General features: G+C 73.4%; 24 protein-coding genes. 8 read left to right on the top strand and 16 right to left on the bottom strand.

What is annotated here, in order from left to right; all coding sequences use genetic code 11:
• Positions 1–105 precede the first annotated feature (105 nt).
• The 3 genes from K1J60_RS37990 to K1J60_RS37980 form a co-directional block, all read right to left on the bottom strand.
• Positions 106–732 (bottom strand): YigZ family protein, encoded by a 627-nt coding sequence (locus K1J60_RS37990; RefSeq protein ID WP_220650173.1) that lies wholly within the window; start codon positions 730–732, stop codon positions 106–108.
• Between the two features lie 76 nt (positions 733–808).
• A complete protein-coding gene (locus K1J60_RS37985) occupies positions 809–1,399 on the bottom strand; it encodes a SixA phosphatase family protein (RefSeq protein WP_220650172.1) in 591 nt (196 codons plus the stop codon).
• A complete protein-coding gene (locus K1J60_RS37980) occupies positions 1,396–2,133 on the bottom strand; it encodes a hypothetical protein (RefSeq protein WP_220650171.1) in 738 nt (245 codons plus the stop codon). The genes K1J60_RS37985 and K1J60_RS37980 overlap by 4 nt, the downstream gene beginning before the upstream one ends.
• A gap of 239 nt (positions 2,134–2,372) precedes the next feature.
• Between K1J60_RS37980 and K1J60_RS37975 the strand changes: the two genes are divergently transcribed.
• A complete protein-coding gene (locus K1J60_RS37975; protein WP_220650170.1) occupies positions 2,373–2,780 on the top strand; it encodes a CoA-binding protein in 408 nt (135 codons plus the stop codon).
• Positions 2,781–2,934: 154 nt separating this feature from the next.
• Positions 2,935–3,636: an ABC transporter ATP-binding protein gene (locus K1J60_RS37970; RefSeq protein ID WP_220650169.1), complete on the top strand. Its 702-nt coding sequence runs from the start codon at positions 2,935–2,937 to the stop codon at positions 3,634–3,636.
• Between the two features lie 196 nt (positions 3,637–3,832).
• Here the strand turns inward: K1J60_RS37970 and K1J60_RS37965 are convergent, their stop codons facing one another.
• The 3 genes from K1J60_RS37965 to K1J60_RS37955 form a co-directional block, all read right to left on the bottom strand.
• Positions 3,833–4,837, bottom strand: coding sequence for an ABC transporter ATP-binding protein (locus K1J60_RS37965; RefSeq protein ID WP_220650168.1), 1,005 nt, complete (start codon positions 4,835–4,837; stop codon positions 3,833–3,835).
• A gap of 73 nt (positions 4,838–4,910) precedes the next feature.
• Complete coding sequence (locus K1J60_RS37960) at positions 4,911–7,670, bottom strand: ABC transporter permease (protein WP_220650167.1); 2,760 nt, start codon at positions 7,668–7,670, stop codon at positions 4,911–4,913.
• Between the two features lie 41 nt (positions 7,671–7,711).
• The gene (locus K1J60_RS37955) at positions 7,712–10,960 is read right to left on the bottom strand and encodes an FtsX-like permease family protein (RefSeq protein ID WP_220650166.1); all 3,249 of its coding nucleotides are present in this window, start codon (positions 10,958–10,960) and stop codon (positions 7,712–7,714) included.
• A gap of 191 nt (positions 10,961–11,151) precedes the next feature.
• On the opposite strand from K1J60_RS37955, the gene K1J60_RS37950 reads away from it, so the two are divergent.
• Positions 11,152–11,520, top strand: a complete 369-nt coding sequence (locus tag K1J60_RS37950) for a VOC family protein (protein ID WP_220650165.1) — start codon at positions 11,152–11,154, stop codon at positions 11,518–11,520.
• Positions 11,521–11,524: 4 nt separating this feature from the next.
• Here K1J60_RS37950 and K1J60_RS37945 read toward each other — a convergent pair whose 3' ends face one another.
• From K1J60_RS37945 to K1J60_RS37935, 3 genes are all read right to left on the bottom strand, one after another.
• A complete protein-coding gene (locus K1J60_RS37945; RefSeq protein WP_220650164.1) occupies positions 11,525–13,042 on the bottom strand; it encodes a VWA domain-containing protein in 1,518 nt (505 codons plus the stop codon).
• The gene (locus tag K1J60_RS37940; protein WP_259408082.1) at positions 13,039–14,040 is read right to left on the bottom strand and encodes an AAA family ATPase; all 1,002 of its coding nucleotides are present in this window, start codon (positions 14,038–14,040) and stop codon (positions 13,039–13,041) included. The genes K1J60_RS37945 and K1J60_RS37940 overlap by 4 nt, the downstream gene beginning before the upstream one ends.
• Positions 14,041–14,123: 83 nt before the next feature.
• Positions 14,124–14,780 (bottom strand): TetR/AcrR family transcriptional regulator, encoded by a 657-nt coding sequence (locus K1J60_RS37935; protein ID WP_220650163.1) that lies wholly within the window; start codon positions 14,778–14,780, stop codon positions 14,124–14,126.
• Between the two features lie 160 nt (positions 14,781–14,940).
• On the opposite strand from K1J60_RS37935, the gene K1J60_RS37930 reads away from it, so the two are divergent.
• Positions 14,941–15,501 (top strand): NAD(P)H-dependent oxidoreductase, encoded by a 561-nt coding sequence (locus K1J60_RS37930; protein WP_220650162.1) that lies wholly within the window; start codon positions 14,941–14,943, stop codon positions 15,499–15,501.
• A gap of 154 nt (positions 15,502–15,655) precedes the next feature.
• Here the strand turns inward: K1J60_RS37930 and K1J60_RS37925 are convergent, their stop codons facing one another.
• The 3 genes from K1J60_RS37925 to K1J60_RS37915 form a co-directional block, all read right to left on the bottom strand.
• Positions 15,656–16,216, bottom strand: coding sequence for a YbaK/EbsC family protein (locus K1J60_RS37925; RefSeq protein ID WP_220650161.1), 561 nt, complete (start codon positions 16,214–16,216; stop codon positions 15,656–15,658).
• Between the two features lie 43 nt (positions 16,217–16,259).
• Positions 16,260–16,832: a helix-turn-helix domain-containing protein gene (locus K1J60_RS37920; protein ID WP_220650160.1), complete on the bottom strand. Its 573-nt coding sequence runs from the start codon at positions 16,830–16,832 to the stop codon at positions 16,260–16,262.
• Positions 16,833–17,031: 199 nt separating this feature from the next.
• Positions 17,032–17,775 (bottom strand): acyltransferase, encoded by a 744-nt coding sequence (locus K1J60_RS37915; protein ID WP_220650159.1) that lies wholly within the window; start codon positions 17,773–17,775, stop codon positions 17,032–17,034.
• 130 nt (positions 17,776–17,905) lie between these two features.
• Between K1J60_RS37915 and K1J60_RS37910 the strand changes: the two genes are divergently transcribed.
• The gene (locus tag K1J60_RS37910) at positions 17,906–18,448 is read left to right on the top strand and encodes a gamma carbonic anhydrase family protein (RefSeq protein ID WP_220650158.1); all 543 of its coding nucleotides are present in this window, start codon (positions 17,906–17,908) and stop codon (positions 18,446–18,448) included.
• Between the two features lie 51 nt (positions 18,449–18,499).
• Here K1J60_RS37910 and K1J60_RS37905 read toward each other — a convergent pair whose 3' ends face one another.
• Both K1J60_RS37905 and K1J60_RS37900 read right to left on the bottom strand, forming a co-directional pair.
• Complete coding sequence (locus K1J60_RS37905) at positions 18,500–19,150, bottom strand: DedA family protein (RefSeq protein ID WP_220650157.1); 651 nt, start codon at positions 19,148–19,150, stop codon at positions 18,500–18,502.
• Between the two features lie 121 nt (positions 19,151–19,271).
• Positions 19,272–20,897 (bottom strand): carboxylesterase/lipase family protein, encoded by a 1,626-nt coding sequence (locus K1J60_RS37900; RefSeq protein ID WP_220650156.1) that lies wholly within the window; start codon positions 20,895–20,897, stop codon positions 19,272–19,274.
• Here K1J60_RS37900 and K1J60_RS46345 point away from each other — a divergent pair.
• Positions 20,896–21,018, top strand: a complete 123-nt coding sequence (locus tag K1J60_RS46345) for a hypothetical protein (protein ID WP_259408081.1) — start codon at positions 20,896–20,898, stop codon at positions 21,016–21,018. The genes K1J60_RS37900 and K1J60_RS46345 overlap by 2 nt on opposite strands.
• Before the next feature lie 55 nt (positions 21,019–21,073).
• Here K1J60_RS46345 and K1J60_RS37895 read toward each other — a convergent pair whose 3' ends face one another.
• A complete protein-coding gene (locus K1J60_RS37895; protein ID WP_220651878.1) occupies positions 21,074–21,511 on the bottom strand; it encodes a DUF4442 domain-containing protein in 438 nt (145 codons plus the stop codon).
• Between the two features lie 250 nt (positions 21,512–21,761).
• Here K1J60_RS37895 and K1J60_RS37890 point away from each other — a divergent pair, with 250 nt between their 5' ends.
• Together K1J60_RS37890 and K1J60_RS37885 are read left to right on the top strand one after the other, a co-directional pair.
• Positions 21,762–22,838, top strand: coding sequence for a hypothetical protein (locus K1J60_RS37890; protein ID WP_220650155.1), 1,077 nt, complete (start codon positions 21,762–21,764; stop codon positions 22,836–22,838).
• A gap of 172 nt (positions 22,839–23,010) precedes the next feature.
• Complete coding sequence (locus tag K1J60_RS37885) at positions 23,011–24,324, top strand: MFS transporter (RefSeq protein WP_220650154.1); 1,314 nt, start codon at positions 23,011–23,013, stop codon at positions 24,322–24,324.
• Here K1J60_RS37885 and K1J60_RS37880 read toward each other — a convergent pair.
• On the bottom strand, positions 24,286–25,131 hold the full coding sequence (locus K1J60_RS37880) for a spermidine synthase (RefSeq protein ID WP_220650153.1): 846 nt from the start codon (positions 25,129–25,131) through the stop codon (positions 24,286–24,288). The genes K1J60_RS37885 and K1J60_RS37880 overlap by 39 nt on opposite strands.
• Between the last annotated feature and the right edge of the window lie 55 nt (positions 25,132–25,186).

The raw sequence follows: 25,186 nt of genomic DNA, 5'->3' as shown, positions 1-25,186 counted from the left end.
AAGTCGGAAGTGTCCCGTCGACGGAGGGTCTCAGTCCACATATTTAACGCGCACCGGCGAGAACCGGACACTGTCGCACGCAGGGGACGCAAGGGGTGTTTTCGCTCACCCGTTCCCGTAGGCCTCGCCGCCGAGTTCGAACCGGGCGGTGCCCGCGGTGGTGTCGGCGAGCCAGGCGCGGAAGGTGTCCACGTCGGCGTCGGGCAGCCCGATCTCGATGGTGACGGCCTCGCCGTAGCGCACGTCACGGACCTCGCGCCCGGTGGACCGCAGGTCGTTCTGCACCTTGCCGGCGCGCTGGTGGTCGACGGTCACCGTGGCCAGCCGGAAGCGCCGGCGCGTGATGGTGCCGAGCGTGTCCAGCGCCTCGCCCACGGCTCCGCCGTACGCCCTGATGAGGCCGCCCGCGCCCAGCTTGACCCCGCCGTAGTACCGGGTGACGACGGCGACGACGTACCTCATGTCCCGTCGCAGCAGCATCTGGAGCATCGGGACGCCGGCGGTGCCGCCGGGCTCCCCGTCGTCACTGGCCCGCTGGACGGCCGCATCGGCGCCGACGACGTACGCGAAGCAGTTGTGCGTGGCGTCGGCGTGCTCCTTGCGGACGGCCGCGACGAAGTCCTGCGCCTCCCGCTCGGTGGCCGCCGGAGCGAGCGCGCACAGGAAACGGGAGCGGTTGACCTCGGTCTCGTGCACTCCGGCGCGGGCGACGGTGCGGTACTCGTCCTGCATCGGGCCAGCCTATGCGCAGGCCGGGGCAGGCCGGCACGGGCGTCGGACCGGGGTACGGGTGCCCCACGGGAGCCGATCAGGCGCCCCTCCTGCCCTGCTCGCCCTTGGTGCCTTTCTTGCCCTTGGTGCCCTTCTTGCCCCTGGCCACGATCATGTCCGTCAGCAGGGCCGTGCCCGGGGCGAGTGCGGCCCAGGTCTCGCCGTGCCAGGAGAGGAAGGCCATCGCAGAGGTGGGGAACTTGGCGCGCACCTCGTCCAGCGCGTCGTCCAGGGCGTCTCCGGCGAGGTCGAGGACGAGTTCCTCCAGACCCGGGTTGTGGCCGACGAGCAGGAGCGTCCTCACCCGGTCGGGGGTCTCGCGCACCACGTCCAGCAACTCGGACACCTCGGCCGCGTACACCCGCGCGTCGTACCGTACGGGCGGCGGGGTGCCCCACTCCGCGGCGGTCAGTTCCCACGTCTGACGGGCCCGTACGGCCGTGGAGCACACGGCGAGGTCGGGCAGACTGTCCGCCTCGGCGAGGGCGCGCCCGACGGCGGGGGCGTCGCGGCGGCCCCGTGGTGCCAGGGGCCGCTCGTGGTCGCGGACGCCCAGCGGCCAGGCGGACTTGGCGTGCCGCAGGACGATCAGTCTGCGCAGCGGGCCTGCTCCGGCGCGCACCATCATGCCGATGCTCCGATCTGACGAGTGAGCTCCAGTCCGAGGAGCCGGTCGGCGTAGGCGTACGTCTCGAACCGGGCCCCGTCCGGTACGTCCCGCGCGTCCTCCACGTCCCGCAGGACGTCGAGCACCGCGCGTACGTCCAGATCGTCCTCCCAGGCGGCGCGCAAGGCCTGCCGTACAGGCTCGGGAACCGGCCGTGACGGTCGCGTCGCCCACGCGGCCACCGCCGTACGCCAGTGGTCGAGCGCGTCGGCGGCCTGCGTGAGCGCGGCGGCGTCGAGGGTCACGGGGGTCCGGCGGGGACGGGTGAGCAGGGCGAGCCGGAGGGTGGTGCCGGACGTGGTCGGCGCCTCGGTGCCGTGCACCGGGGCGACCTCGACCGTGACGTCGGTGTCGGCGAGCCCGGCACCGTCACCGGCGGCGTCGCCGTGCTCGCCGGGCCTCGCCCCCGACTCCGCCGAGCCGGTCACGCGCAGCAGCCGCCCGCCTCCCCTCGTCGCGGTGGTCTCGCTCGGTCGGACGCCCAGGTCGTCGGCGCGCCGCCGCAGCGCGGCCGGCGGGTCGGCGACGAGGAGGACGGGGCTCCCGCCCAGCTCCAGGGCACGGGCGAGGACGTCGGCGACCAGCAGGACCCGCAGGGCCGAGGTGTCGTCCCCCGGCACATGGGCGTGGACCCGGGTGAGCGCCCTGGGGATCTCGGCGGGTTCGCCGGTCCGGGCGTCGGTGATACGCAGCACGGGGTGAGCGTAGGCGCGGAATCGGCCGAACGCAGTGCGGAGGACGGCCTTCCGGTCAGCGAGCCGCCGTGAACACACCCGTGAGGGTGCCCGGCGCCGGGAATCGCCGGACCCCGCACGCTGTTGGCGCAGGCAGGCCCCGCCACCGGGCGCTCCCGCACCAACAGACGGACAGACGGACAGACGGGCCGACGGACAGACAGCCCTACGGCCAGACAGACGGACTGAGGAGACGACACATGTACGTCAACCCGGCCACGATCCGCAAGATCCTGACGGAACTCGGCGACACCTGGGCGGTCGTCGGCCTGTCCACCAACCGCGACCGGGCGGCGTACGGCGTCGCCCAGGTCCTCCAGCGCTACGGCAAGCGCGTCGTCCCCGTGCACCCCAAGGCCGAGCCGGTCCACGGCGAGCAGGGCTACGCCTCCCTCTCCGACATCCCCTTCTCCGTGGACGTCGTCGACGTCTTCGTCAACAGCGACCTCGCCGGGCCCGTCGCCGACGAGGCGGCCCGCATCGGTGCCCGGGCGGTCTGGTTCCAACTGGGTGTGATCGACGAAGAGGCCTACCACCGCACGCGCGAGGCCGGCCTCGACATGGTCATGGACCGCTGCCCGGCGATCGAGATCGCCCGCCTGGGCTGACGGCGCACGGCGCCGGACCGGAGCGCACGGCCGGACCGGAGCGCCCGTGCCCGCGTGTGAGACGGACAAGCGCGTGGCACATCGTGCTTGGCCGGGTGTTCGGCCGGGTGACAGACTGGTGCGCTGCGGAATCGGCGGAGCATACGGGGGCGTGATGGGCCAGGCGGTGACCGCGGCCATGCTGCGGGTGACGGACGTGCACAAGTCGTACGGCCGGGGCGCCGGCGCCGTTCATGCCCTGCGTGGCGTCTCCTTCGAGGTCCCTCGGGGAGAACTCGTCGCGCTCAAAGGACGTTCGGGCTCGGGCAAGACCACCTTGCTCAACGTCGTCGGCGGTCTGGACGAACCGGACAGCGGACACGTCACCATCGACGGGCTGCGCCTTCGCGACCAGGGTGAGGACGCCCTCCTCGCGCTGCGCCGGGAGCGCATCGGCTTCGTCTTCCAGTCGTTCGGGCTCATCCCCATCCTCACGGCGGCCGAGAACGTCGGCGTCCCCCTGCGGTTGCGCAGGGCGGACCCGCGCGAGCGACGGGAGCGCGTCGAGCTGCTGCTGTCCCTCGTGGGGCTGGCGGACCATGCCGCGCAGCGCCCCGGCGAGTTGTCGGGCGGGCAGCGCCAGCGGGTCGCCATCGCCCGCGCCCTGGCCAACAGTCCCTCGATCCTCATCGCCGACGAGCCGACCGGCCAGCTGGACGCGGAGACCGGGCACTCCGTGATGGAACTGCTGCGCGCGGTCGTCCGCAGCGAACGGATCACGGCTCTCGTGGCCACCCATGACACGACACTCCTCGACCTCGCCGACCGTGTGCTGGAGCTGAAGGACGGCGAGATCACCGAGTCGGAAGTGCTCTAGAGGGTGTTTCGAAAGTCCTGTACGGTGCCCGCGGTGTCCGGTGCGTGCTCTCGGCGTTCCGGACGAAAGCCCTCGTACCGGACGTACTTGGGGTTTCGGCCGGTGCGGCGGTGGGGGTCCCTCCCGCTCGAGCGGAGCCGAGAGTGGGGGAGCGTGCCGGGCGCCGTGGTGCTGTGCGGGACTTTCGAAACACCCCCTAGGCCCTGTCGGCCCAGGGGCGTTCCTCCGCAGAGCCCGGGCCGTGGCGGTCGTCGCGGGCGTCGTCCGGGCGGACGGCGATGTGGTCGGGTTCCAGTTCCAGGGCGACACGGTCGCGCATCCCCAGCGCCCGGGTGTACTCGGCGGGGAGTTGGAGGCGGCCGGCCCGGTCGAGCATGGCGTACTCGCGGGCGACCAGGTTCTCCTCGCCGGTGGCGGAGTCGACTTCGCTGTGGCGCAGGACCTCCGTCGCCGTGCGGCCGTCCCGGATGGCGACCGTACGGCGGACCTCACCGGCGACGGCCTGGTCGTGGGTGACGATCACGATGGTGGTGCCCAACTCCTCGTTGGCGGTGCGGAACGCGGCGAAGACCTGTTCGGCGGTGTGGGAGTCGAGTTCGCCGGTCGGCTCGTCGGCGAGCAGGACCGCGGGGTCGTTGGCGAGGGCGACGGCGAGGGCGACGCGCTGCTGCTGGCCGCCGGACATCTCGTGCGGACGGCGGTCGCGGCACTCGGCGACGTCCAGCAGGTCGAGGAGTTGCATGGCGCGGTCGGCCCGGGCCCGGCGTCGGCCTCCGGCGCGGGCCAACTGCAGGGGCAGGGCGACGTTCTGCGCGGCGGTCAAATAGGGCAGGAGATTGTGGGAGGTCTGCTGCCGGACGAAGCCGACGGTCTTGCGCCGGTAGACGAGTCGTTCCTTGGCGGACATCGTGACCAGGTCGTGGTCGGCGACGCGGGTCGCGCCGGCGGTGGGTCTGTCCAGTCCGGCCAGGATGTTCATCAGGGTGGACTTGCCGCTGCCGGAGGCGCCGACCAGAGCCAGGAGCTCTCCCTTGCGCACGAGGAGATCGAGGCCCTGCAGGGCCTGGACCTCCACGCCGTCGGCGGTGAAGATCCGTACCAGCCGGTCGCAGCTGATCAGGGCGTCCTGACCGTAGGCGGCGGCGTCGCGCGCGGCGAGGGCGCGGTCGGCGAGTTCGTGGAAGGTCGGGCTGCTGGTCATCGGCTGCTCCTGGGCGGTCGGAGGGGCACGGGCCGGTGCCGTGGGCGGCTCGGTCGGCAGGGTCCGGTCACTGTCAGGTGTCCCCCAGTCTCAGTTCGGGCACCGAGCCACGCCGGCCGGTCCACCAGGCCTGGCCGGCGGGCACACCGACGGCCAGGAACAGCACGGCGAGCGCCGGAACAGCCAGTGAGAGCGGATCGGTGCGCAGCACGGCCCCTTCGAGAGCGGTCGGGGAGGCCAGGGCGACGGCCGTGAGGTCGACGCCGGGCGACAGCAGGTGAATGGCGACCCAGCCGGTCAGCACGCCGCCGGCCGCGGCCAGGAACGCCTGCGGGAGGGCCGTGAGGATCAGCAGTCGGCGGCCCTGGGACCGGGTCATGCCCATCGTGCGCAACCGGGCGAGCAGGGCGCCGCGCGCGGGCGCTGTGCGCAGCACGGTCAGCACGAGCGCGAGGATCGCGTACCCGGCGCCCGCGGCGACCGCGACGCCGTACAGGCGTTCCGCGCCGGACTGCAGCGGTGAGTCGACGTGCCGCGTGCGTTCCTCGGTGCGCAGACGGACGTTCGCCGCTGTGCCGTCCGCCGCCGCGCGGAGCTCCCGGCCGTTCAGGGCGTCGCCGGTCAGCAGCAGGGTCGTCGTACGCGCCGCGCCGCGGGTGAGGCCGGCACGGTCCACGATCAGGAAGTCGTCGCCGAACACGGCCGGGGTGCGGTCCCGGACCAGGACGATCCGCACCGTGACGGAGGTGCCGTCCGGGAGCAGGACGGCGTAGGGGCCGGTGCCGTACTCCTCGGCCACGCGCGGCGAGGCCAGCGCGGGCAGGGGCCGGTCGGCGCCGCCCGTCGTACTGGTGTCCGCTCGCCGGAGACTCGCCGCGTCGAACGGCCCGAGGTCCGTGCGGCGCGAGAGCCGCGCATAGGCGTCGGGGTCCACCCCGGCCAGCGGAAGCAGCTGACTGCCTTGCTGTGGCTTCGCGTCGTGGGTGACGTCCGCCTCCGTCATGTCCCGTACGCCGGGCAGTCGGCGTACGCGGTCGGCCAGGGCTCGGGGGAGGACACCGGTGGTGGTCTCGATACGGGCGTCCGCGCCCACTTCGAGGAGGGCGGCCTGGTCGCGGGCCGCCGTGACCCCCGCCAGGACCGAGCCGCCGAACGCGGCCGTGGTCAGGGCGCTGAGCAGGGCCAGCAGGGGCAGCACGGCGAAGCCGGGGGCGCGGGCGACATGGGCCAGCGACAGCGGGACCACCAGGCCCCGCATGCGCGTGGTCGCCCTGCTCAGCGCGCGGAGCGGCAGGGGGTGCAGGCGGGCCAGCAGCAGCGCCGCGACCACGCCCGTCAGCAGTGGGGCGGCGGCCACCAGAGCGGTGCTGCCGGACCCCTGTCGGCGCAGTGCGGCGACCGCGCCCACCGCGATCACCAGGACGGTCAGTTCCGCCACCGTCCGGCGCCGCGACGGACGGGTGGCGGTGAGGTCCTCCCGTCCGTCGTGCATCCGCACCGTGCGGTGTGCCGCCACGGCGCGCAGGGGGAGCGCCATGCAGGCGAGCAGGACGACGGTGAGGGCGGCGGCGAGGGCGGGCGCGGTGCGTGCACCGGGCAGGAGGAGCAGTGCGGCGGTCAGTCCGAGGGCTCCGGCGGGCACGGCCACCACCGCCGTCTCCGCCAGCAGCCGGACGGCCAGATCTGGCAGTGAGGCGCCGCGGGCCCGCAGCAGGGCCAGTTCCGCGCGCCGTCGGTCGGCCGCCACGCCGCCGGCCATTGCCAGGACGATCACGGCGAGGCTGCCGGTCCCGACGGCGGCGAGGAGGAGCAGCGGGTCGATCCCCGACCGCAGCCGGGCATGGTCGGCGAGGACCTCGTCGAGATTCGTCTGGGCCTCCAGGCCGTCGTCCACGACCGCCCGCAGTCGCTGCACTCCCGGCCCCGACTCCAGGGAGGCCACGGCGGACGCCAGACGGTCGAGATCGTGGCCGCGCAGGGCGGCGACGTCGGGGGCCACGTTCCAGTACCGCTGCGGCCGGCCGGGGGTGCCCAGGAGAACCGGGCCTGCGTCGGGGGCGAGAAGCAGGCCACCGAGCCAGTGGACCTCCGCCGGCGGAAGGTCGGGGCGGCGGCTCAGCGCGGGGGTGCGCAGCACCGGCAGTGCCGACCAGTAGGCGCCCTCGGGAGTGCGGGGGACGACGATCCCGGTGATCCGGACGGCGAGCGGGGCGCGCGCCGAGCCCGGTAGGTGGATCACCGAGCCGACCCGGATGTCGAGCGTACGGGCGGTGTCCACGGTGACGGCGGCCTCGACCCGCTCGGTCGCCGCGGTCACCGGTGCGCCCGTGGTGCGGGGCAGCCGGCCCTCGCTGAGCCGGACGTGGGAGGACAGCTCCTGCTGGGCGGCGAGCACCAGTTGGGCCGGCCGGCCGGCGGGTCGGGGGAGCCAGGAGTCGGACGCCTCCATGGGGACGGTCGTGCGCACGCCGTACGAGGACTGCGCGGGGTCGGGAACCAGGGGCGCCTCGGCCACGGCGAGGATCTCGGCCCGCGCCTTGTCGAGCGGACCGGCGCGCAGGGCGGCCTCCAGCTCCTCGACCGAGTCCATCCAGGGCAGCGGGACCTGCGTCTGCACGGTCGTCTGGTCGGGCAGGGCCTGCTCGACGGCCCGGCGCAGTCCCGCGTCCCCGTACCGGTCGACGGCGCGCGGGTACGCGGCGGCCAGCGCCGCGGTCACGGCCACCAGGAGCGCGAGAGCCACGGACGTACCGGCGAAGGCCCTCAACCGGGTGCGCAACCCGGCCCGTACGCGGGGTCGTGGCGCCTGCGTCTTCTCGTCCCGAGGAGGCATCGTCCTCGTCGCCCCTTCCCGGCGGGGCACCGGCCGCGGGGTCACTGCGTCACCTCGTCCCGGAGAGCCGTCACGGGTTTCGCCCGCCGAAGGGCGAGGGCCGCGGTCACGAGGGCGGGGCCCGCCGCCAGGGCCGCCAGCAGGGCGGTCAGACGCGGGAGCGGGAGTTCGACCAGTACCGGTGGGAGCGGCCGGGTGGCCTGCCCGGTCAGGACGACGAGGGGGACCAGCGCGTGCGTCAGCACCGTGCCCAGGGCCGTGCCGACCACCAGCGCCAGGGTCACCAGGACGCCGTGCTCCACGGCGACCAGCCGGGCCAGCCGACGGCGTGGGGTCCCCAGGGCACGCAGCACGGCGAACTCGCCGTCCCGGGTGCGCATCGCCCCTGCCGCGCTCACTGCGAAGCCGAGCGAGGCGAAGAGCACCGTCACCGCGGCCGCCGCGATCAGCGCTGCTTCCGGGGCCGCCCCGAACGGGTCGTCGCGCAGCTTCTCCGCCAGTTCGTCGCGCACCGTCACCTGCTCCGGGTCGACGTCGGTCAGGGCGCGCACGGCCGCCGCGGTGGCGCCGGGCGCGGCCGTGCTCAGCCACCACTCGGTCGGTTCGAGGCTGGTTCCGTAGCGGGCCTGGAGGACCTGGTTGACGGCCCGGAGATCGACCAGCAGGGCCCCGCCGTCCTGTGTGGTGGCTTCCGTGGTGGGCAGGGCTCTCGCGGTGCGGACGATGCGTACGGGCACGTAACGGCCGTCGAACGTCACCTCCACGCGCTGCCCTTCGCGGGCCCCGGACGCGGTGAGGAACCGGTCGGTGGCGACCGCGACGATCTCGGGCGCCGCGGGCTGGGCGACCTTGAGCCGGACCTCCAGCGGCAGAGCGGGCGGCAGGAGGTCGGGCAGCTGGTACCCGGTGCTGTACGTGAGGGTGACCGGTGCCGTCGACGTGAGCCGGGGAAGGGTCGGCCGGGCTTCGTCGTCGGGTGGGGCGGCGGCCGAGTCGGCCTCGACCGCGGTGGTCCAGTTCGTCGGCAGGGTCAGCTGCCGGACGTCACCGTCAGCCGCTGTCGCCGTGAGCGCGCCGAGGACCAGGCGGTGCCGGTGCGGACGGTCGGTCGGCTGGGGTGTGCTCAGCCCGAGCCCGGTCAGCGCCAGCGGTCCCCGGGCTCCGTTCAGATCCGGGGTCAGCCGGTGCGGGCGGCCGTCGGCGGCGAGGTGGCCGGACGGTAACGCGTAGGAGGTTCCGTGCCGGTCCCGCACCGTGAGCGTGACGTCCGCCTCCGTCCCTGGCGTGCTGCTGTGCAGCGCGGCGGTCAGGGTGAGCCGGGTGGTGCCCTCGGGCACGTCGATGCCCGCGGGGGCTCCGCGTGGCGCGAGGCCGGTGAGCAGTGGACCGTCCGTCAGATCGGACCGTGTCAGCACCGCGCCGGAGGCCTCCTTCGTGTTCAGGGCCAGGACGGTCGCCTTGCGGCTGCCGGAGAGCGACATCGTGCCTCGGACGGCGGGGGCGACGGCGTCGACGTGCGGGAGGCCCGCGTAGACGTCGGTACGGCCCACGACACCGCCCCCGGAGGCCAGGACGCGCACCTCCGCGCCCGCGCGGAAGTCGGCCTGGTCGGCCTGGGAACGCCGCCAGGACGCGTCCTGCCCGATCGCCACCACACCGAGCGCCACGGAGATCACCAGGAGCAGCACCGGGCCGGCCCCGCGCATCGGGCGACGGCTGAACTGCCAGCCGACCATGGCCGCGGTCAGCCCCTGCCCGCGGGTCAGGAGTCGCTCGCCGACACGCGCCGGCAAGGGCAGCAGCCGCAGCACCAGAACCGTTCCGGCGAGCAGCACGAGCGCGGGCGCCACCACCAGCAGCGGGTCGACGCCGAGGACCCCGTCCCGGTCGGCGGTGACGGCGCCGGAGTCCTGGCTGTCGAGCAGCCAGAAGGCGACACCGGCCACGGCGAGCAACCCGACGTCCGCCCCGGCGCGCAGGGGCGCGGGCAGCGCCCCCGCCCGTATCGCGGCGGTGCCCGCGAAGGACGCCCGCCAGGCCGGTACGGCCACCGCCAGCGCACACAGCGCGGCCACGCCCGCGGCGACCGCCCACACCTCGGGGCGGCCCCCGTCCGGCACGTCGACGCGCACCCCGGTCCGGCCCAGCGCACCCTGCGCGACCAGCAGCCGCGTCAACGGTCCGGACAACAGCGGGGCCAGCACCACCGCCGGCACGGAGATCAGCAGGGCCTCCAGCGCGGCGAGGCCCGCCAGTCGTGCCCGGGTGGCACCGCGCGCACGCAGCAGACGGGTCTCGGCCACGCGGTCGGCGTCGAGCAGCCGTGCGACGAGCAACAGGGCGCAGGCCGCGAGCAGTCCGAGCTGACCGGCGACGATCAGCATGCTGGAACGCGTGACGAGCAGGGAGCGTTCGACGCGGTCCAGCACCTCGGGCAACGCGGTGTCCGCCATGGTCGCACTGCTGAGCGCGGGGCGCTTGCGCAGCTCCGCGGTGCCCGAGCGGGCGGCCTCGCGCAGCGGGCCGATCCGGTCCGTCGTCAGCGCGGAGTAGTCGGCCGAGACCAGCCAGCCCGACGCGCCGACACTCACCCGGCCCGACGTCGGCACGCCCGCGGCGGTGAGCAGGGGACCGTACGTCGTGAAGCTCGACGCCTTCACGCCGCGGCCGCCCAGGTCGTCCAACTGCCAGTAGGGTGCCCGGGTGTCGACCGGCCGGTACACGCCGGTGATCAACACGCGCACCGCCGGCCCGTCCAGCTGGTCGGTGACGGTCAGCCGGGCGCCGGGCGCCACCCCGAGCCGCCGGGCGGCGCTCTGCGGCAGTGCGGCCTCGACTGGCCCGGCGGTCACCGCCTCACGGGGGAGCCGCCCGGCGACGGTCCGCACCTGCGTGCGATCGAGGGCCGCGAAGTAGGTGAGGTTCGGGTTCCCCCGCCGCTCGGAGGGCGGCCGCAGCGCCCCCGGAAGGGCGTACGGCCCGGACCGCAGCAGGGTGCGGACCCGCACGGGCAGCCCGTCGAAAACGGTACGGGCCCCCGCCCGCACGGCGTCGTCGGCCGCCTGCCGCTCGTCGGCCGGCACGTCGGCCTTGAGCACCAGAGCGGCCTCGGCGGCGGTGCGCTGCTCCGCGAGCGACCGCCGCAGCGCCGCATCGCCTATCGCGCCCGAGTAGGCGGTGAGCGCGGCCAGCACGGCCGTGGTCAGCAGCACGGTCAGCAGCACGGCACCGAGAAGCGCGCGATACACCCACGCGCGCAGCACGATGAAACGCAACACGCCCGCAGGCATCGCTCGGTCCCCCACCAAACCCCCCGTTTCCAACCACACGGACCGGAACGCGACGCGGCGTCGGTGGCGTGCGACTGCAAGTGGGCATTGTAGGACTGACTTTGGTCGCCTTGTGATCGGATTTCGTCGGCGCCGACGCCGGGATGGTGCGGCCGCAGGCGGGACGGATCCTCGGGGGCGAGAATCGGACCATGCTGAGAATCGGATCCGTGGTGATGGGCGCGACCGACGTACGGCGGGCGGCGGCGTTCTGGACGGAGGCCCTCGGGTACGTCCCCCGCGAGGAGCCGGAGCACGACTGGGTCGTCCTGGTGCATCCGGAGGGCGTCGGCACGCAGATCTCCCTGGGCCTCAGCGAGACCCCGGTGCGGGAACGGCCGCGGGTGCACCTCGATCTCTACGCGGGGAACGCGAAGGACCAGGCGGCCGAGGTCGAGCGACTGGTGGGCCTCGGAGCGCACCGCGTCGACTGGGACGACTACCCGGAGGACGCCGACTTCGTCGTCCTCGCCGACCCGGAGGGCAACCGCTTCTGTGTGATCGACACCGGCCGGGGATGACCCTTCACACCGGCAGCAACCGCGTCACCAGTTCGCCGAGCCGCCGCGCGTTCCGGCAGGTGTGCATGTCGACGATCTCGGCATAGACCGGGGCGGCGGAGTCGCCCGTCCCCCAGGTGCTCGGCGTCTCGGGATTCAGCCAGTGGACGCGGCGGGCTCGGGCCACGATGCGGCGCAGGGCCTCCGCGTTGGGGTCGAACCCGTTGGTGCGGGCGTCCCCCAGCACGATCACCGACGTACGGGGGCCCACGGCGTCGAGATGGCGCTCGGCGAACTCACCGAGCGCGGCCCCGTAGTCGCTGCTGCCGTGCCACCCGGTGATCGCGGCCTCGGTGGCGATCCGGCGGCCGAGTTCGGCCGGATCGGCCTGCCCGGTGGTGACGAGGCGGGTGACCTCGTCGACGCGGTTGACGAAGGCGTAGACCCGCACCTTGCTGAACTGGTCCCGCATCGCCTGCACCAGGAGCATCGTGAAGTTCGCGAACCCGGCGACCGACCCGGACACATCGCAGAGCAGCACGATCTCCGGGCGGGCCGGCCGGTGCCGTCGATAGGCGGGGCGCAGCGGTACGCCCCCGGTGGACAGCGAGCGCCGTAGCGTGCGCCGTATGTCGATCTGACCGCGCGCGGCCCGGCGTCGCCTGGCGGCCAGCCGGGTCGCGAGCTTGCGGGCCAACGGCTGGACGGTACGGCGCAGTTCGACGAGTTGCTCACGGTTCGCGACGAGGAAGTCGACCTGGTCGGCGCTCGGTGCGATACCCCGCTCGGCGATCATCTCCGCGCCCCGGCGCTCGGCGACCCGCCGCCGCGCCTCCGTACGCACCCGGTTGCGGAAGTCCTCGATACGGCGCCGGATCTCATCGGCGTCCAACCGCTCGGTGAAGCCGGCCGCACCGAGCCCGGCCGCGGGGCCCCCTCCCGAGCCGAGCGTGAGACCCCCACCGAACCCCATACGCAACGCACCACCGGCCCCACCACCGGACCCGCCTCCCCCGCCCGCGCTGGACCCGGCGCCGGTGCGCCCAATCTCCCCACCGGCCCCCTGCTCCCGCGCACCCGCCAGGATCCGTGCCAGCAGCGTCTGCGGTCGGAGGCGGTCCAGCGTCTGGTGGGCCGACCAGCCGTCCGAGCCGGGGGAGCCGTAGCGGCCGAACAGTTCCACGGCCTCGGCGGCGAGTCGGGTGAGCGCAGCCGTGTCGTTCGCGGCCAGCGCCTCGGCGAGCCGCTCGCGCAACTCGTCCCGGTCACCGGCCGACGCGCCGCGCGCCCCCGTCAACTCCCCCACACCGAGCGGGAAGTACAGCTCGAAGGCCGCGTCGAAGACGGCACGCTGCCGGTCGGCACGCAGCAGTGCCGCCGCCAGTCCCTCCCGGATCCGCTCCCGGTCGGCGAGACCCAGCACCTCCAGCACAGCCGCCGCGTCCACGGTCTCGCCGGGCCCGATCCGTATCCCGTGGCCCCGCAACGCCCGGACCAGCGCGGTCAGCCGCTCGGCCAACGGAGAGGCGGGAGAGCCGCTCATACCAGCGTCAGCTTCCGCGCGGCCTTCTCGATGTCGTCCTGATGCTTGAGGATCACGCCGAGGCTGTCGCGGACGACGGTCTCGTCGAGGGTGTCGGCGCCGAGGGCCAGCAGGGTGCGCGCCCAGTCGATGGTCTCGGCGACGGAGGGAGCCTTGCGCAGTTCCATCTCGCGCAGCGCGCCGACCACCCGGACCAGGGAGTCGGCCAGTGCGGCGTCGAGGCCGGGGACCCTGAGCCGTACGATCCGCTGCTCCAACTCGGCGTCGGGAAAGTCGAGATGGAGGAAGAGGCAGCGGCGACGGAGCGCCTCGGAGAGTTCACGCGTGGCGTTGGAGGTGAGGACGGTGAAGGGGCGTCGGGTCGCGATGATCGTGCCCAGTTCGGGAACGGTGACCTGGAAGTCGCTCAGCACTTCCAGCAACAGCCCCTCGACCTCGACGTCCGCCTTGTCGGTCTCGTCGATGAGGAGCACGGTCGGCTCGTCGCCCCTGATCGCGGTCAGCAGGGGGCGGGTGAGCAGGAACTCGTCGCTGAAGATGTCGGAGCGGGTCTCGTCCCATGCCTCGTCGCGCCCGGCGGTGATGCGCAGCAGTTGCTTGGCGTGGTTCCACTCGTACAGGGCGCGGGACTCGTCGATGCCCTCGTAGCACTGGAGGCGGACCAGTCGCGCGGCACCGACCTGGGCGACGGCCTTGGCCAGTTCGGTCTTGCCGACACCCGCCGGGCCTTCCACCAGCAGCGGCTTGCCGAGCCGGTCGGCCAGGAAGACCGTGGTGGCGACGGCGGTGGAGGCAAGGTAGCCCGCTTCGGCGAGCTGCGCGGAGACGTCGTCCACGGAGGAGAAGAACCCGGTCCCGACGAAGTCCGTCCGGCCGCGCGGCCCGTTCGGACCCGGCACACCGCGTTCGTCGCCTGCGCCGCTCGCGCCACCCTCGTCGCCTGCGCCGCTCCCGCCGTTCACCGCGTCCGTGTTCGCGTTCGCGTTCGTGTCGCTCATGTGGCCCCTCCCCGCTCCGCCCGGCGTACGAGGCCCCTCCTCGACACCCGTCCCCAAATTACCAAGCGGTCGCTTTGGGCGTCCTACGCCGTCACGACCAGCCGCGTGACCAGGTCCCCCCACCCCAGCTCCAGCCGGTCGAGAGACATCCCGCGCCGCTCCACCAGATGGTCCACGAGGTTGATGTCCAGATAGCCCAGCAGGGCCTGCGCCAGCAGTTCGATGTCACCCTGCGCCCCGGCGCGGCGCAGCAGCATGCACAGGTGACCGAGGCGGAGCTGGGTGGCCGGGTGGGCGTGTCTGCGGGAGGCGTCCGCGCGGGCGGCGAGGTAGAGGTCGCGATGGGCGTACTCGTGGCGGATGACGGCGGCGCCGAAGGCCCGGAGCCGCTCGACCGGGGGCGCGTCGGGGCCGAGCGGCGGCGGACCTGACAGGAACGCGGCCTGGAGCTCCCGCTCCTGGTGGTCGAGGAGCGCGAGCATGAGCCCCAGCCGGTCGCCGAACCGTCGGAAGACGGTGCCCTTGCCCACCTCGGCGGCGGTCGCCACGGCCTCCATGGTCAGATTGGCGGCTCCGCCCTCCGCCGCGAGCCGGGCGGCGACCTCCAGCAGCCGCGTGCGGTTGCGGGCCGCGTCCGCGCGGAGTCGGGGCCCGCCGGTGGCGGCAGGGGCGAGGTTCAGCAGTCCGTCGAAGGGGTCCGGGTCCTGAGGCGCCGGGAAGGGCGGCAGCGACTCTTTCATGAAAAGAGCGTAACGCTCACCACACACAAGTGGACCCTGGTCCGTATAGCTGATACAAATTTCAACGGACCCCGGTCCGTTTAGCTTCTCCCGCAGGCCCCGGTCCGTCGGCTTTGCCCTACGTGTTCTCTACATGCACATCCTTGCTAGGAGTCAGCTCATGTCCGTACGCATCCTCGCGCTCGTCGGCAGCCTTCGCGCCGGTTCGCACAACCGCCAGCTCGCCGAGGCCGCCGTGAAGCACGCCCCCGAGGGCGTCGAGATCGAGCTGTACGAGGGTCTGGCCGAGGTCCCGTTCTACAACGAGGACGTCGACAACGAGGCCGCCCTCCCGGCCACCGCCGCGCGGCTGCGCGAGGCCGCCGGCCAGGCCGACGGCTTCCTGCTCTTCTCCCCCGAGTACAACGGCACCATCCCCGCCGTCCTGAAGAACGCCATCGACTGGCTGTCCCGCCCGTACGGCGCCGGCTCCTTCACCGGCAAGCCCGTCGCCGTGGTCGGCACCGCGTTCGGCCAGTTCGGCGGCGTGTGGGCGCAGGACGAGACCCGCAAGGCCCTCGGCATCGCCGGTGCCACGGTCCTGGAGGACGCCAAGCTCTCCATCCCCGGCTCGGTCGTCCGCTTCGCGGAGACCCACCCGGCCGACGACGCCGAGGTCGTCACCGGCCTCACCGACGTCCTGAACCAGCTCACCGCCCAGGCGGGCACCGCCGCCGCCTGAGGCCCCGCCTCAGCCCCACCTCGTCGGGTTCCGGGCCACGGCCCGGGGCCCGACATCGGCATCCCGGAGGCCGCGACAGCAGCGGCAGCGGCAGCCGACCGGATCCGGTCGGCCGGGGCCGACGGTCGTGGGCGCCCCGCACCGGCGCCACCGTTCAGACGGTGACCCCCAGCCCCTCCAGCACCACCGCGTTCGGCAGCTCCGCGAACGCCTTCCCCGGCACCAGCAGCTTGCCGCGCCGCCGTCCGCTGCCCACCAGGACGTACGGCAGGTCGACCACGGCCGAGTCGACGAGGACCGGCCACGAAGCGGGCAGCCCGACGGGCGTGATGCCGCCGTACTCCATCCCGGTCTCCCCGGTGGCGGTGTCCATCGACGCGAACGAGGCCTTACGGGCGCCCAGTTGGCGGCGGACCACGCCGTTGACGTCGACGCGGGTGGTGGAGAGCACGACACACGCGGCCAGGCTCGACTCGCCGCCCCGCTTGCCCGCGACGACCACGCAGTTGGCGGACTGTTCGAGCAGCTCCTGCCCGTAGTGCTGGACGAACACCGCGGTGTCGGCCCACTCGGGGTCCGTCTCGACGTACAGGATCTGGTCCGCGGGCACGCTGCCGGGCCAGTCGCGTACGGCGTCGGCGACCGGGCGGACGAGGTCGTCCAGGCAGTCGGGGGCAGGGGTGGCGTGGTCGAAGTCTCCGATGGGTGCGCGCATGGGCCGCACGGTAACAAAGCCCGTGGCCGCCCCGACCGGTGTCTCAGTGCACGGCCGGCACCGAGACCGTCAGCACCATCTCGGTCGGCACCGCGCCCCGGTTGGCGTACTCGTGGGCCGCGCCCGCCTCGAAGGTGACGCTCGCGCCGGCCGGGACCCGGTACTCGGCGCCCTCCACGGTGAGGGTCAGCTCGCCCGCCGTGACATGGGCGATCTCGACCGTGCCCACGGGGTGCGGGTCCGACCGGCTGCCCTCGCCCGGCATCAGCCGCCAGTCCCACATCTCCAGCGGACCGGGCGCCTCCGTACCGGCCAGCAGCCTGCTGTAGCTGCCCGCCTCGGTGTGCCACAGCCGGACCACCTGGTCGGCCGGCACGACCCGGACCTTGGGCCCCTGTTCGTAGTCGAGCAGTGTGGTGATGCTGACACCGAGAGCGTCGCCGATCTTGACGACGGTTCCGAGACTGGGGTTGGTACGGGCCTGTTCGATCTGGATGAGCATCCCGCGGCTGACTCCGGCGCGAGCCGCCAAGGCGTCCAGGGTGAACCCCCGCTCGGTGCGCCAGCGCTTGACGTTCCGCGCCAGGGACTGGGTCAGCAGGTCGAGGTCCGACACATTCCGTCCAATGTCTCAGTGACAGAGTCCAACACGATGAACGGAGGTGGGACGCACCCGACGTTCACCGAACTGTACTGCGAGGTCCGCGTCCCTTCCGGGGGGCCGCGGGGACCCGCGCTTCCGGCCGCAGAGCGACACGCACCGGCCGACGCACCGCACCCCGTTGGGCCCCGAAGCCCGAAGCCCTGGGCCAGGCCTAGGCGGACTCCTCCGCCCCCTCCGCGTCCCACTCGGCCAACGCCAGCAACTGCTCCGGCGTGATCCCGTCGGGGATCGGCACCGGCGCGGGTGTCCGGATCGGCGGCTGCCACCCCTCCGCCGGGTCCCACCGGCGCACGACCCGCGCGGGTGCCCCGGCCACCACGGAGTGGTCCGGCACCACACCGCGCACCACCGCCCCCGCCGCGACCACGACGTTCCGCCCGACCCGCGCCCCCGGCAGGATCACCGCACCGGTACCGATCCAGCAGCCGGGCCCGATCGACACCGGATCCATGCGGGGCCACTGCTTGCCGATCGGCTCGTGCGGGTCGTCGTAGGAGTGGTTGGTGGAGGTCACGTACACGTACGGCCCGAAGTAGCAGTCGCTGCCGATCGTGACGGTGGTGTCGGCGATGACATGGCTGCCTCGCCCGAGCACGACCCCGTCCCCGATGCGCAGGATCGGTTCCGCACCGAGGTCCAGGTCGGGCATCAGCCCGGCGGTCAGGGTGACCTGCTCGCCGATGATGCAGTGGGAGCCCAGGTGGATCCACGGTTCGCCGAAGACGGTGCCGAGCGGAAAGGCCAGCCTGGTACCCGTTCCCATCGCGCCGAAGCGGAAGCGGCCGGGCCGTTCGGCCGTCACCGACCCCGTGCGCTGCAGCCACGCCCAGCCCGCGTGGACGGCGCGCTGCGCGAGGCGGCCCCACCAGGACGAGAACGTGTTCTTCTTCGGCACCCGCTCACCGTACTCACCGGGCGGCACCCGCAGGACGCCGTACGGCTGTGATCTTCACCCCACGCGACGCGCGTCCCATGGCTTACGGTGCGGGTGAGGACTGATCTTCACCCAGCATCTGGAGGCGGCGATGAACCGGCAGCGGGCCCTGATCACGACGTTCCGCGGCAAGAAGCCGGAGGTGGAGGAGGCCGCGTTCGTGTCCCCCACGTCGACGGTGATCGGCGACGTGACCCTGCGGCCGGGAGCGAGCGTCTGGTACGGGGCGGTGCTGCGGGCCGAGTTCGAGCCCATCGTCATCGGCGCGGACGCCAACGTCCAGGACAACTGCACGCTGCACGTCGATCCCGGTTTTCCCGTCTCGATCGGCGAGCGGGTGTCGATCGGGCACAACGCGGTGGTGCACGGGGCGACCGTCGAGGACGACTGTCTGATCGGGATGGGCGCGACCGTGCTGAACGGCGCGGTGATCGGTGCGGGGTCGCTGGTCGCCGCCCAGGCCCTGGTGCCGCAGGGGATGCGGGTGCCGCCCGGGTCGCTGGTGGCCGGGGTGCCGGCGAAGGTGAAGCGGCCGCTCACCGATGAGGAGCGGGAGTTGGTGACGCTGAACGGGACGCACTACGCGGAGTTGGCCAAGGCGCACCGGGAGGCGCAGGAGGAGTACGGGGCGTAGACCCGTCCGCGGCGGTGCGCGGCCGGTCACGCGCCCCTCCCGGCGCGTGCCTCACTCCCCGGCGGTGACCAGTTCCCCTTCGGCCGCTTCCGCCTTCTCCGCCGCCTTCTTCGCCTTGCGCTTGATCACCAGCATCGAGGTGACGCCGATCAGGACCGCCAGGACCAGGCCCAGCCAGGAGAAGCGCTTGAGCCAGGCCTCGGCGACGACGCCGACGTAGTAGATGACGGCGGTGGTGCCGCCGGCCCAGAGGATGCCGCCGAGGACGTTGGCGACGGCGAAGCGCCAGTAGGGCATCTGCAGGACGCCGGCGAGAGGGCCGGCGAAGATGCGGAGGAGGGCGATGAAGCGGCCGAAGAAGACGGCCCACATGCCCCACCGGTCGAAGGAGCGCTCGGCGACGGCGATGTTGCTCTCGCTGAAGTGTTTGGGGAACCGCCGGTTGAGCTTGGCCAGCAGGGGGCGTCCGCCCTTGCGGCCGATGGCGTAGCCGATGGAGTCGCCGATGATCGCGCCGGCGGTGGCACAGGCCCCGAGGACGAACGGGTCGATCTCTCCGTGCTGGGACGCGAGCAGCGCGGAGGAGACCAGGATGATCTCGCCCGGCAGCGGGATGCCCAGGCTCTCCAGGCCGATGACCAGCCCCACCAACAGGTAGATGCTGAGCGGAGGCACTGTTTCGAGCCACTCCTGGACGTGCAAAGCCGGTTCCTCCCGTGCAGGCGGATGATGTGGATCAGGCGGATCTCAGGCCCCCGGCGCACACTCCGGACGGAGCGCGCGCCGGGGCAGCCTACCCGCTTACTCGGACGGCGTCGGAGTCCTACGGGTTGTCCCACAGGTCGCACCGGTGCTCACCGTGCACGTCCGTGCTCAGTGCGTTGCCGCCCTCTGCGGCGGTGCGGAGCGTGAGGATCTTCCCGCCTCCCGCCGGAATCGTGGGCTGTCCCGCGGACCGCGGCACCCCGTCGCGGATGAAGGAGCCCCAGTAGTCGGTCATCTGGCGCGAGAGCCGGCGCTGCTCGGTGTTCAGCGGTGACTCCAGGCCGAAGTGGCGGAAGAGGTACTGCACCTCGTTGACATGTGTCGCGCCGAAGTCGAAGTCCGCGTCCAGGTCGCGCAGCGAGGCGAAGGGCGGGGAGGTCCGGTCGGCGAACTCGTACGCGTACACCGGGCCGCGTCCGGCGAGCATCCGGTTCAGCCGCAGCGCGGGGCAGGCGAAGCGCTGGTCGCCCTGGGCGGTGGCGTACGCGACGGTCGCCGAGGGGTGGGCGGACAGCGGGTAGCGCTCCAGGGCGCGGTCGCCGAAGTCGGTGCGCATGACGGTCGGGTACCGCTCGGCGGTGAGCGGCGCGCCGGCCCCGTCGAAGCGGGCGAAGGCGAAGAGCCGGCCCTCGTCCTGGTTGGCGCCGTTGAGGACCGGCACGCCGGCCGCCGCCCCCTCGGCGTAGGCCTGGGCCGGCTGCACGGGCAGGAAGTCGCCGCCGACGACGGGGCCCCAGTTCAGGCCCGCCTGAGCGGCGAGGATCTCCTCGGCCGGCCTGCCGCGCAGGCAGGCCACGTCCGCACAGTCCAGCCGGGCGAGGAAGGTCCGGCCCTGGTCCACCGCCGCCTGACGAGTACGGGCGGCGCAGTCGCCGTACGCGCCGCTCTGCACGATCCCGGCGCGGAACAGGCCCCGCGCGGTCGGCGAGGCCAGCTGGGTGCACACCGAGCGGCCACCGGCGGACTCGCCCGCGACGGTGACCCGACGCGGATCGCCGCCGAAGCGGCCGATGTTGGCCCGGACCCAATGGAGGGCGGCCTGCTGGTCGAGCATCCCGTAGTTGCCGGAGACGCCGTCGCGGGCCTCGTCGTCGAGGTCGGGCGTGGCGAGGAAACCCATCGCGCCGAGGCGGTAGTTGACGGTCACGACGACGGTGCCGGTACGGCGGGCGAAGGCGTCCGGCACGACGTCCTCGCCCGCGCCCGCGGTGAGCCCGCCGCCGTGCAGCCACACCATGACCGGTCGGCGTGCGCTGCCCGGTGGGGTGTACACATTGAGGTCCAGACAGTCCTCGGTGTGGCTCGGCTGCTCGTAGCCGGGGTCCCAACTGGCCGTCTGCACACATCTGTCGCCGAACTCGGCCGCCTCGCGCACCCCTTGCCAGGGCAGGACGGGCCGCGGCTCGGCCCAGCGGAGGTCCCCGACGGGCGGCTGGGCGTAGGGGATGCCGCGGAACTGCCGCCCCTCGGCGGTGGTCTCGCCCCGCACCCAGCCCGCCTCGGTACGGACGAGCGTCGGCTGCGGGGTCGCCGCCCGCGCCGGTGCGGGGGTCAGCAGGACGGCGGAGAGTGCGGTGGCGAGGGCGGCCACGAGGGAGGTCGCCGCCGCGCCCCGCCGTCTCGGGCCACGGTCCGGCCGTCCTGGGCGAAGAGCTCCGTAACGCCGGGACACCGTTTCTGACATGAGCCGTCACTCCTTCGTGCAGGCCGTCGTGGTGGACGTCGTGCGCGTGTCGGCCGGGAAACTAGAGCCGAAGGTGACTCGTGTCAATGACATGAACAAGCCGCCCTCGCCGCGCCGTTGAGGGGCGGGAGGGCGACGAGGGCCGAGGCGTCGGGTCGGGAGCGGGGGCGCCGAGGTCAGGCGTTGGGGCGCAGGGTCCAGACGACCGTCATCTCACCCGTCACGGCCCCGTCGGCGCGCTGGATGGCGATGGCCACGGGGAATTCCGGGCGCTGTCCGGCGTCGAGCTCGGCCACGACCTCGGCCGCGGGCCGGCCGAGCGTGGCGGTGGCCGTGACGGGCCCCATCGCGAGCTTCCTGTACGCGATCTCCGCGCGGACCGCGAGCGGCACGGCGCGGGAGAGCTGGTCCCCGAACGCGGCGAGCACGACCGCCCCGCTCGCCGTCTCGCCCAGCGTGAACATCGCACCGGCGTGCGGACCGCCGACATGGTTGTGGAACTCGCCCTCGTCCGGCAGTGCCACCACGGCCTTCTCCGGACTGGTCTCCAGGAACTCCAGCTTCAGGGTCCTGGCCATCGGCACCGTGGCGGCGAGCATCTCGCCGATCGACATCTGGTCTGCGCTCATGGCGCGATGTTACCCACGAGTAGGCAGCGGTGACCAGGGGCGCTCGCCGGGCAACGGCGTTCGCGTCCGAGAACCCGGCACCCCCGCGCGGAGCCGTTCACCTCCTGCCGGCCCGAGAGGCGGCGGGTCAAAAGCCCTCGGCCCGGGGCGTTTTGGAGTCGTTCGTCCCGACCGCGAAACAGCTTCGTGGACTCCCTTGGCACCCCGCCCCCTGGCACATCTATGGTTACGAGCCATGTGGCCAGGACAGCAGCAGCCGCCCGGGGGCGAGCACCAACCGCAGCAGCCGAACCCGTACCAGCAACCGGGGTACGACCAGTCGGGACAGCCGGGACAGCCGGGACAGCCGGGACAGCCGGGATATCAACAGCAGGGGTACCAGCAGCCGAACCCCTACCAGCAGCCCGGATACCAGTCGACGGGCCAGCAGGCCCAGTACGGGCAGCAACCGCAGTGGGGCGCGCAGGCCCCCGCGGGCCCGCCGGTGCCGCCGGGCGGAGGCGGCGGCAACCGGACGAAGCTGATCGCGATCATCGCGGCCACGGCCGTCGTCGTGGCGGCCGGTGTGACGGGCTTCCTGGTGCTCGGCGGTGACGGCGACAAGGACAAGTCGGAGACCCAGTCGGCTCCCTCGGCATCCCCGTCGCCCACCGCGTCCGAGAGCACCGAGGACAACCCGCGCGGCGAGGACGCGGGCGCGAAGCCGACCGTCGAGGGATGGAAGGTCGTCGTCAACCCCAAGTGGGGCACGGCCTTCGACGTGCCCGCCGAGTGGGAGGTGCAGTCGCCCGACACCATCACCGGCTTCGAGGACGCCGAGAAGGGCGACGGGTCGCCCTTCATCGTCATGTCGGCGCCCGCCATCCTCAAGGAGAAGTACTGCACCTCCGACGACGACAAGGACGGCAACGAGGAGTCGAGTTCCCTCGCCGCCGTGGGCACCAAGGGCCAGCAGGGCGCCAAGAGCACCGAGGACATTGCCCGTGGCGACTCGGCATCGTGGGTCTTCGCCGGTTACACCGACCAGAAGGACGCCTCCAAGAAGAAGATGACCATCGGCAAGGCCAAGGCGTACACCACTGCGTCGGGCGTCGAGGGCAGCGTCGCGACCACGTACTCGACGGGCGTCGCAAAGAAGGACAAGTGCGACTCCGACGGCAAGGCGACCTCGTTCGCCTTCAAGAACTCGGCCGGTGACTACGTCTCCTGGACCTTCCGCGGCGCCAAGGACGTCCAGGAGGAGGTCCCGGACGCCACGGTGCAGAAGATCCTCAGCACGGTACGGCTGTACGGCGACCCGACGGGCGGCTGAGCGGGCACCACGAGGCCGCCCCGCCCGGCGTCTGCTCCATGGCCCGGCTCAGGGGGCGGCTCCAGGGACGACTCCAGGAGCGGCTCCAGGAGGCGCTCCACCTGGCCCGATCCCGCCGCATCCGGTGCGGAAACGGTTTGGCAGCAGGTGCCGGGGCGGCGATAGTCGGCGGGTGACCACTCCCGCCGCCCCCCGTCGCCGCCCCGCTTGGGCCGGCCGCAACTACACCCTGCTGACGACGGCCGCGGTCGTCACCAACCTGGGCAGCAACGGCGCCCTCATCGCGGCCGCGTTCGCGGTCCTGGAGGCGGGCGGCGACGGCGGGGACGTCGGCCTGGTCGCGGCGGCGCGCACCCTGCCGCTGGTGCTGTTCCTGCTGGTCGGCGGCGCGATCGCCGACCGGCTGCCCCGGCACCGGGTGATGGTCGCGGCGAACGTCCTCAACTGTCTCTCCCAGGCCGCCTTCGCCGTCCTCGTCCTCACCGGCGAGGCGCGTCTGTGGCAGATGATGCTGCTCTCCGCGCTCGGCGGCGTCGGCCAGGCGTTCTTCGGCCCGGCCGCCGAGGGCATGCTCCTGTCCTCCGTGACCGCCGAGCAGGCGGGCCGGGCCTTCGCGCTGTTCCGCTTCGCGTCGCAGGGCGCGACCATGAGCGGCGCGGCGCTCGGCGGCGCCCTGATCGCGGTGATCGGACCCGGCTGGGTGCTCGCGGTGGACGCGGCGGCGTTCGCCCTGGCCGGCGCGCTGCGCGCCTTCCTCGACGTGAGCCACATACCCGAGCGCGGGGCGGGCGGCGGACTGCTCGCGGATCTCCGGGACGGCTGGCGGGAGTTCACCGGCCGTACCTGGCTGTGGGCGATCGTGGTCCAGTTCTCCCTGGTGAACGCGGTCATCGTCGCCGCCGACGCGGTCTACGGCCCGCAGGTCGCCCGGGACAGCCTGGGCGGACCGGGCCCCTGGGGTCTGGCCCTGGGTCTCTTCGGGGCCGGCAATGCCGCCGGAGCACTGCTCATGGCCCGCTGGAAACCACGCCGTCTCCTCCTCGTGGGCGTCCTGTGCGTCTTCCCCTTCGCCCTGCCGTCCGCCGCGCTGGCCGTGCCGGTGCCCATCGCCGTACTGTGCCTCGCCATGTTCGTCAGCGGTCTGTCGATCGAGGTCTTCGGCGTCTCCTGGATGACCGCGCTGCACCAGGAGATCCCCGAGGACAAGCTGTCCCGGGTCTCCGCGTACGACTGGTTCGGCTCGGTGGCCATGGTGCCGCTCGCCGCCGCCCTGGCGGGCCCGGCGGAGAGTGCCTTCGGACGTACGGCGGCCCTGTGGGGCTGCGCCGGGCTGTGCGTGGTCGCGACGGCGGCGGTGCTGTGCGTACGGGACGTACGCGACCTGACCCGGCGCGGCACGCCGGTGGCCCGGGCCCAGGCCGGCCCGGCGGCCGGCGGCGAGCCCGGTTCAGCCGATGCCGAAGGCCCCGTCGGGCGGCTCGGGTGACGGTGCGGCGTCCTCCTCGCGCACGGGCGCGGCACCGCCGATGAACGCGCGCAGCGCCGGACCGTGCTCGACCCGCGCGGGAAAGGCGTCGGCAGCCGTCCGCCGGGTCAGGACGGCGATGTCGAGCGGCTGATGGGCGGCGACCAGCACGGCGTTCCCGAACCGCCGACCGCGCAGCACCGCCGGCTCGGCGATCAGCGCCAGCTCCTGGAACACCGTTGCCAGTGTGGCCAGTTGGGACCGCAGATAGGCGAAGGGCGCGGCGTCGGCCAGGTTCGCGAGATACACACCGTCCGCGCGCAGCACCCGTTCGACGGCCCGCGCGTACCCCACGGTCGACAGATGCGCCGGGACCCGTGAGCCACCGAAGACATCGCCGACGAGGACGTCCGCGGAGTCGGCGGGGGCCGCTTCGAGCCATTCCCGCGCGTCCGCCCCGTGCAGCGCGATCCGCGCGTCGTCGGGCGGCGGCAGCCGCTCGACGACCAGGCCCAGCAGGCCCCTGTCGTACTCCACGACCCGCTGCCGGGATCCGGGCCGGGTGGCGGCCACGTACCGGGGCAGGGTGAGCGCGCCCCCGCCGAGATGCACCACGTCGAGCGGCAGCCCCGGCTCCGCCACCGTGTCCAGGACGTGCCCGAGCCGCCGCGCGTACTCGAACTCCAGGTGGGTGGGCTCGTCCAGATCGACGTACGACTGCGGCGCCCCGTCCACGGTCAACAGCCAGGCCCGTTCCCGGTCGACGTCGGGCATGAGCTTGGCGGTGCCCCGATCGATGGCACGGGACACGGGTATGGCTTCGTTCACGATCCCCATTCTGGTGCAGGGAACGCTCCGCGACGGGCACGGGGGACCGCGCGAC

The organism is Streptomyces akebiae (assembly GCF_019599145.1).
GTDB lineage: Bacteria > Actinomycetota > Actinomycetes > Streptomycetales > Streptomycetaceae > Streptomyces > Streptomyces akebiae.
The sequence above is the reverse complement of the archived record's forward strand: the minus strand, read 5'-3'. Positions and strand labels throughout refer to the sequence as shown.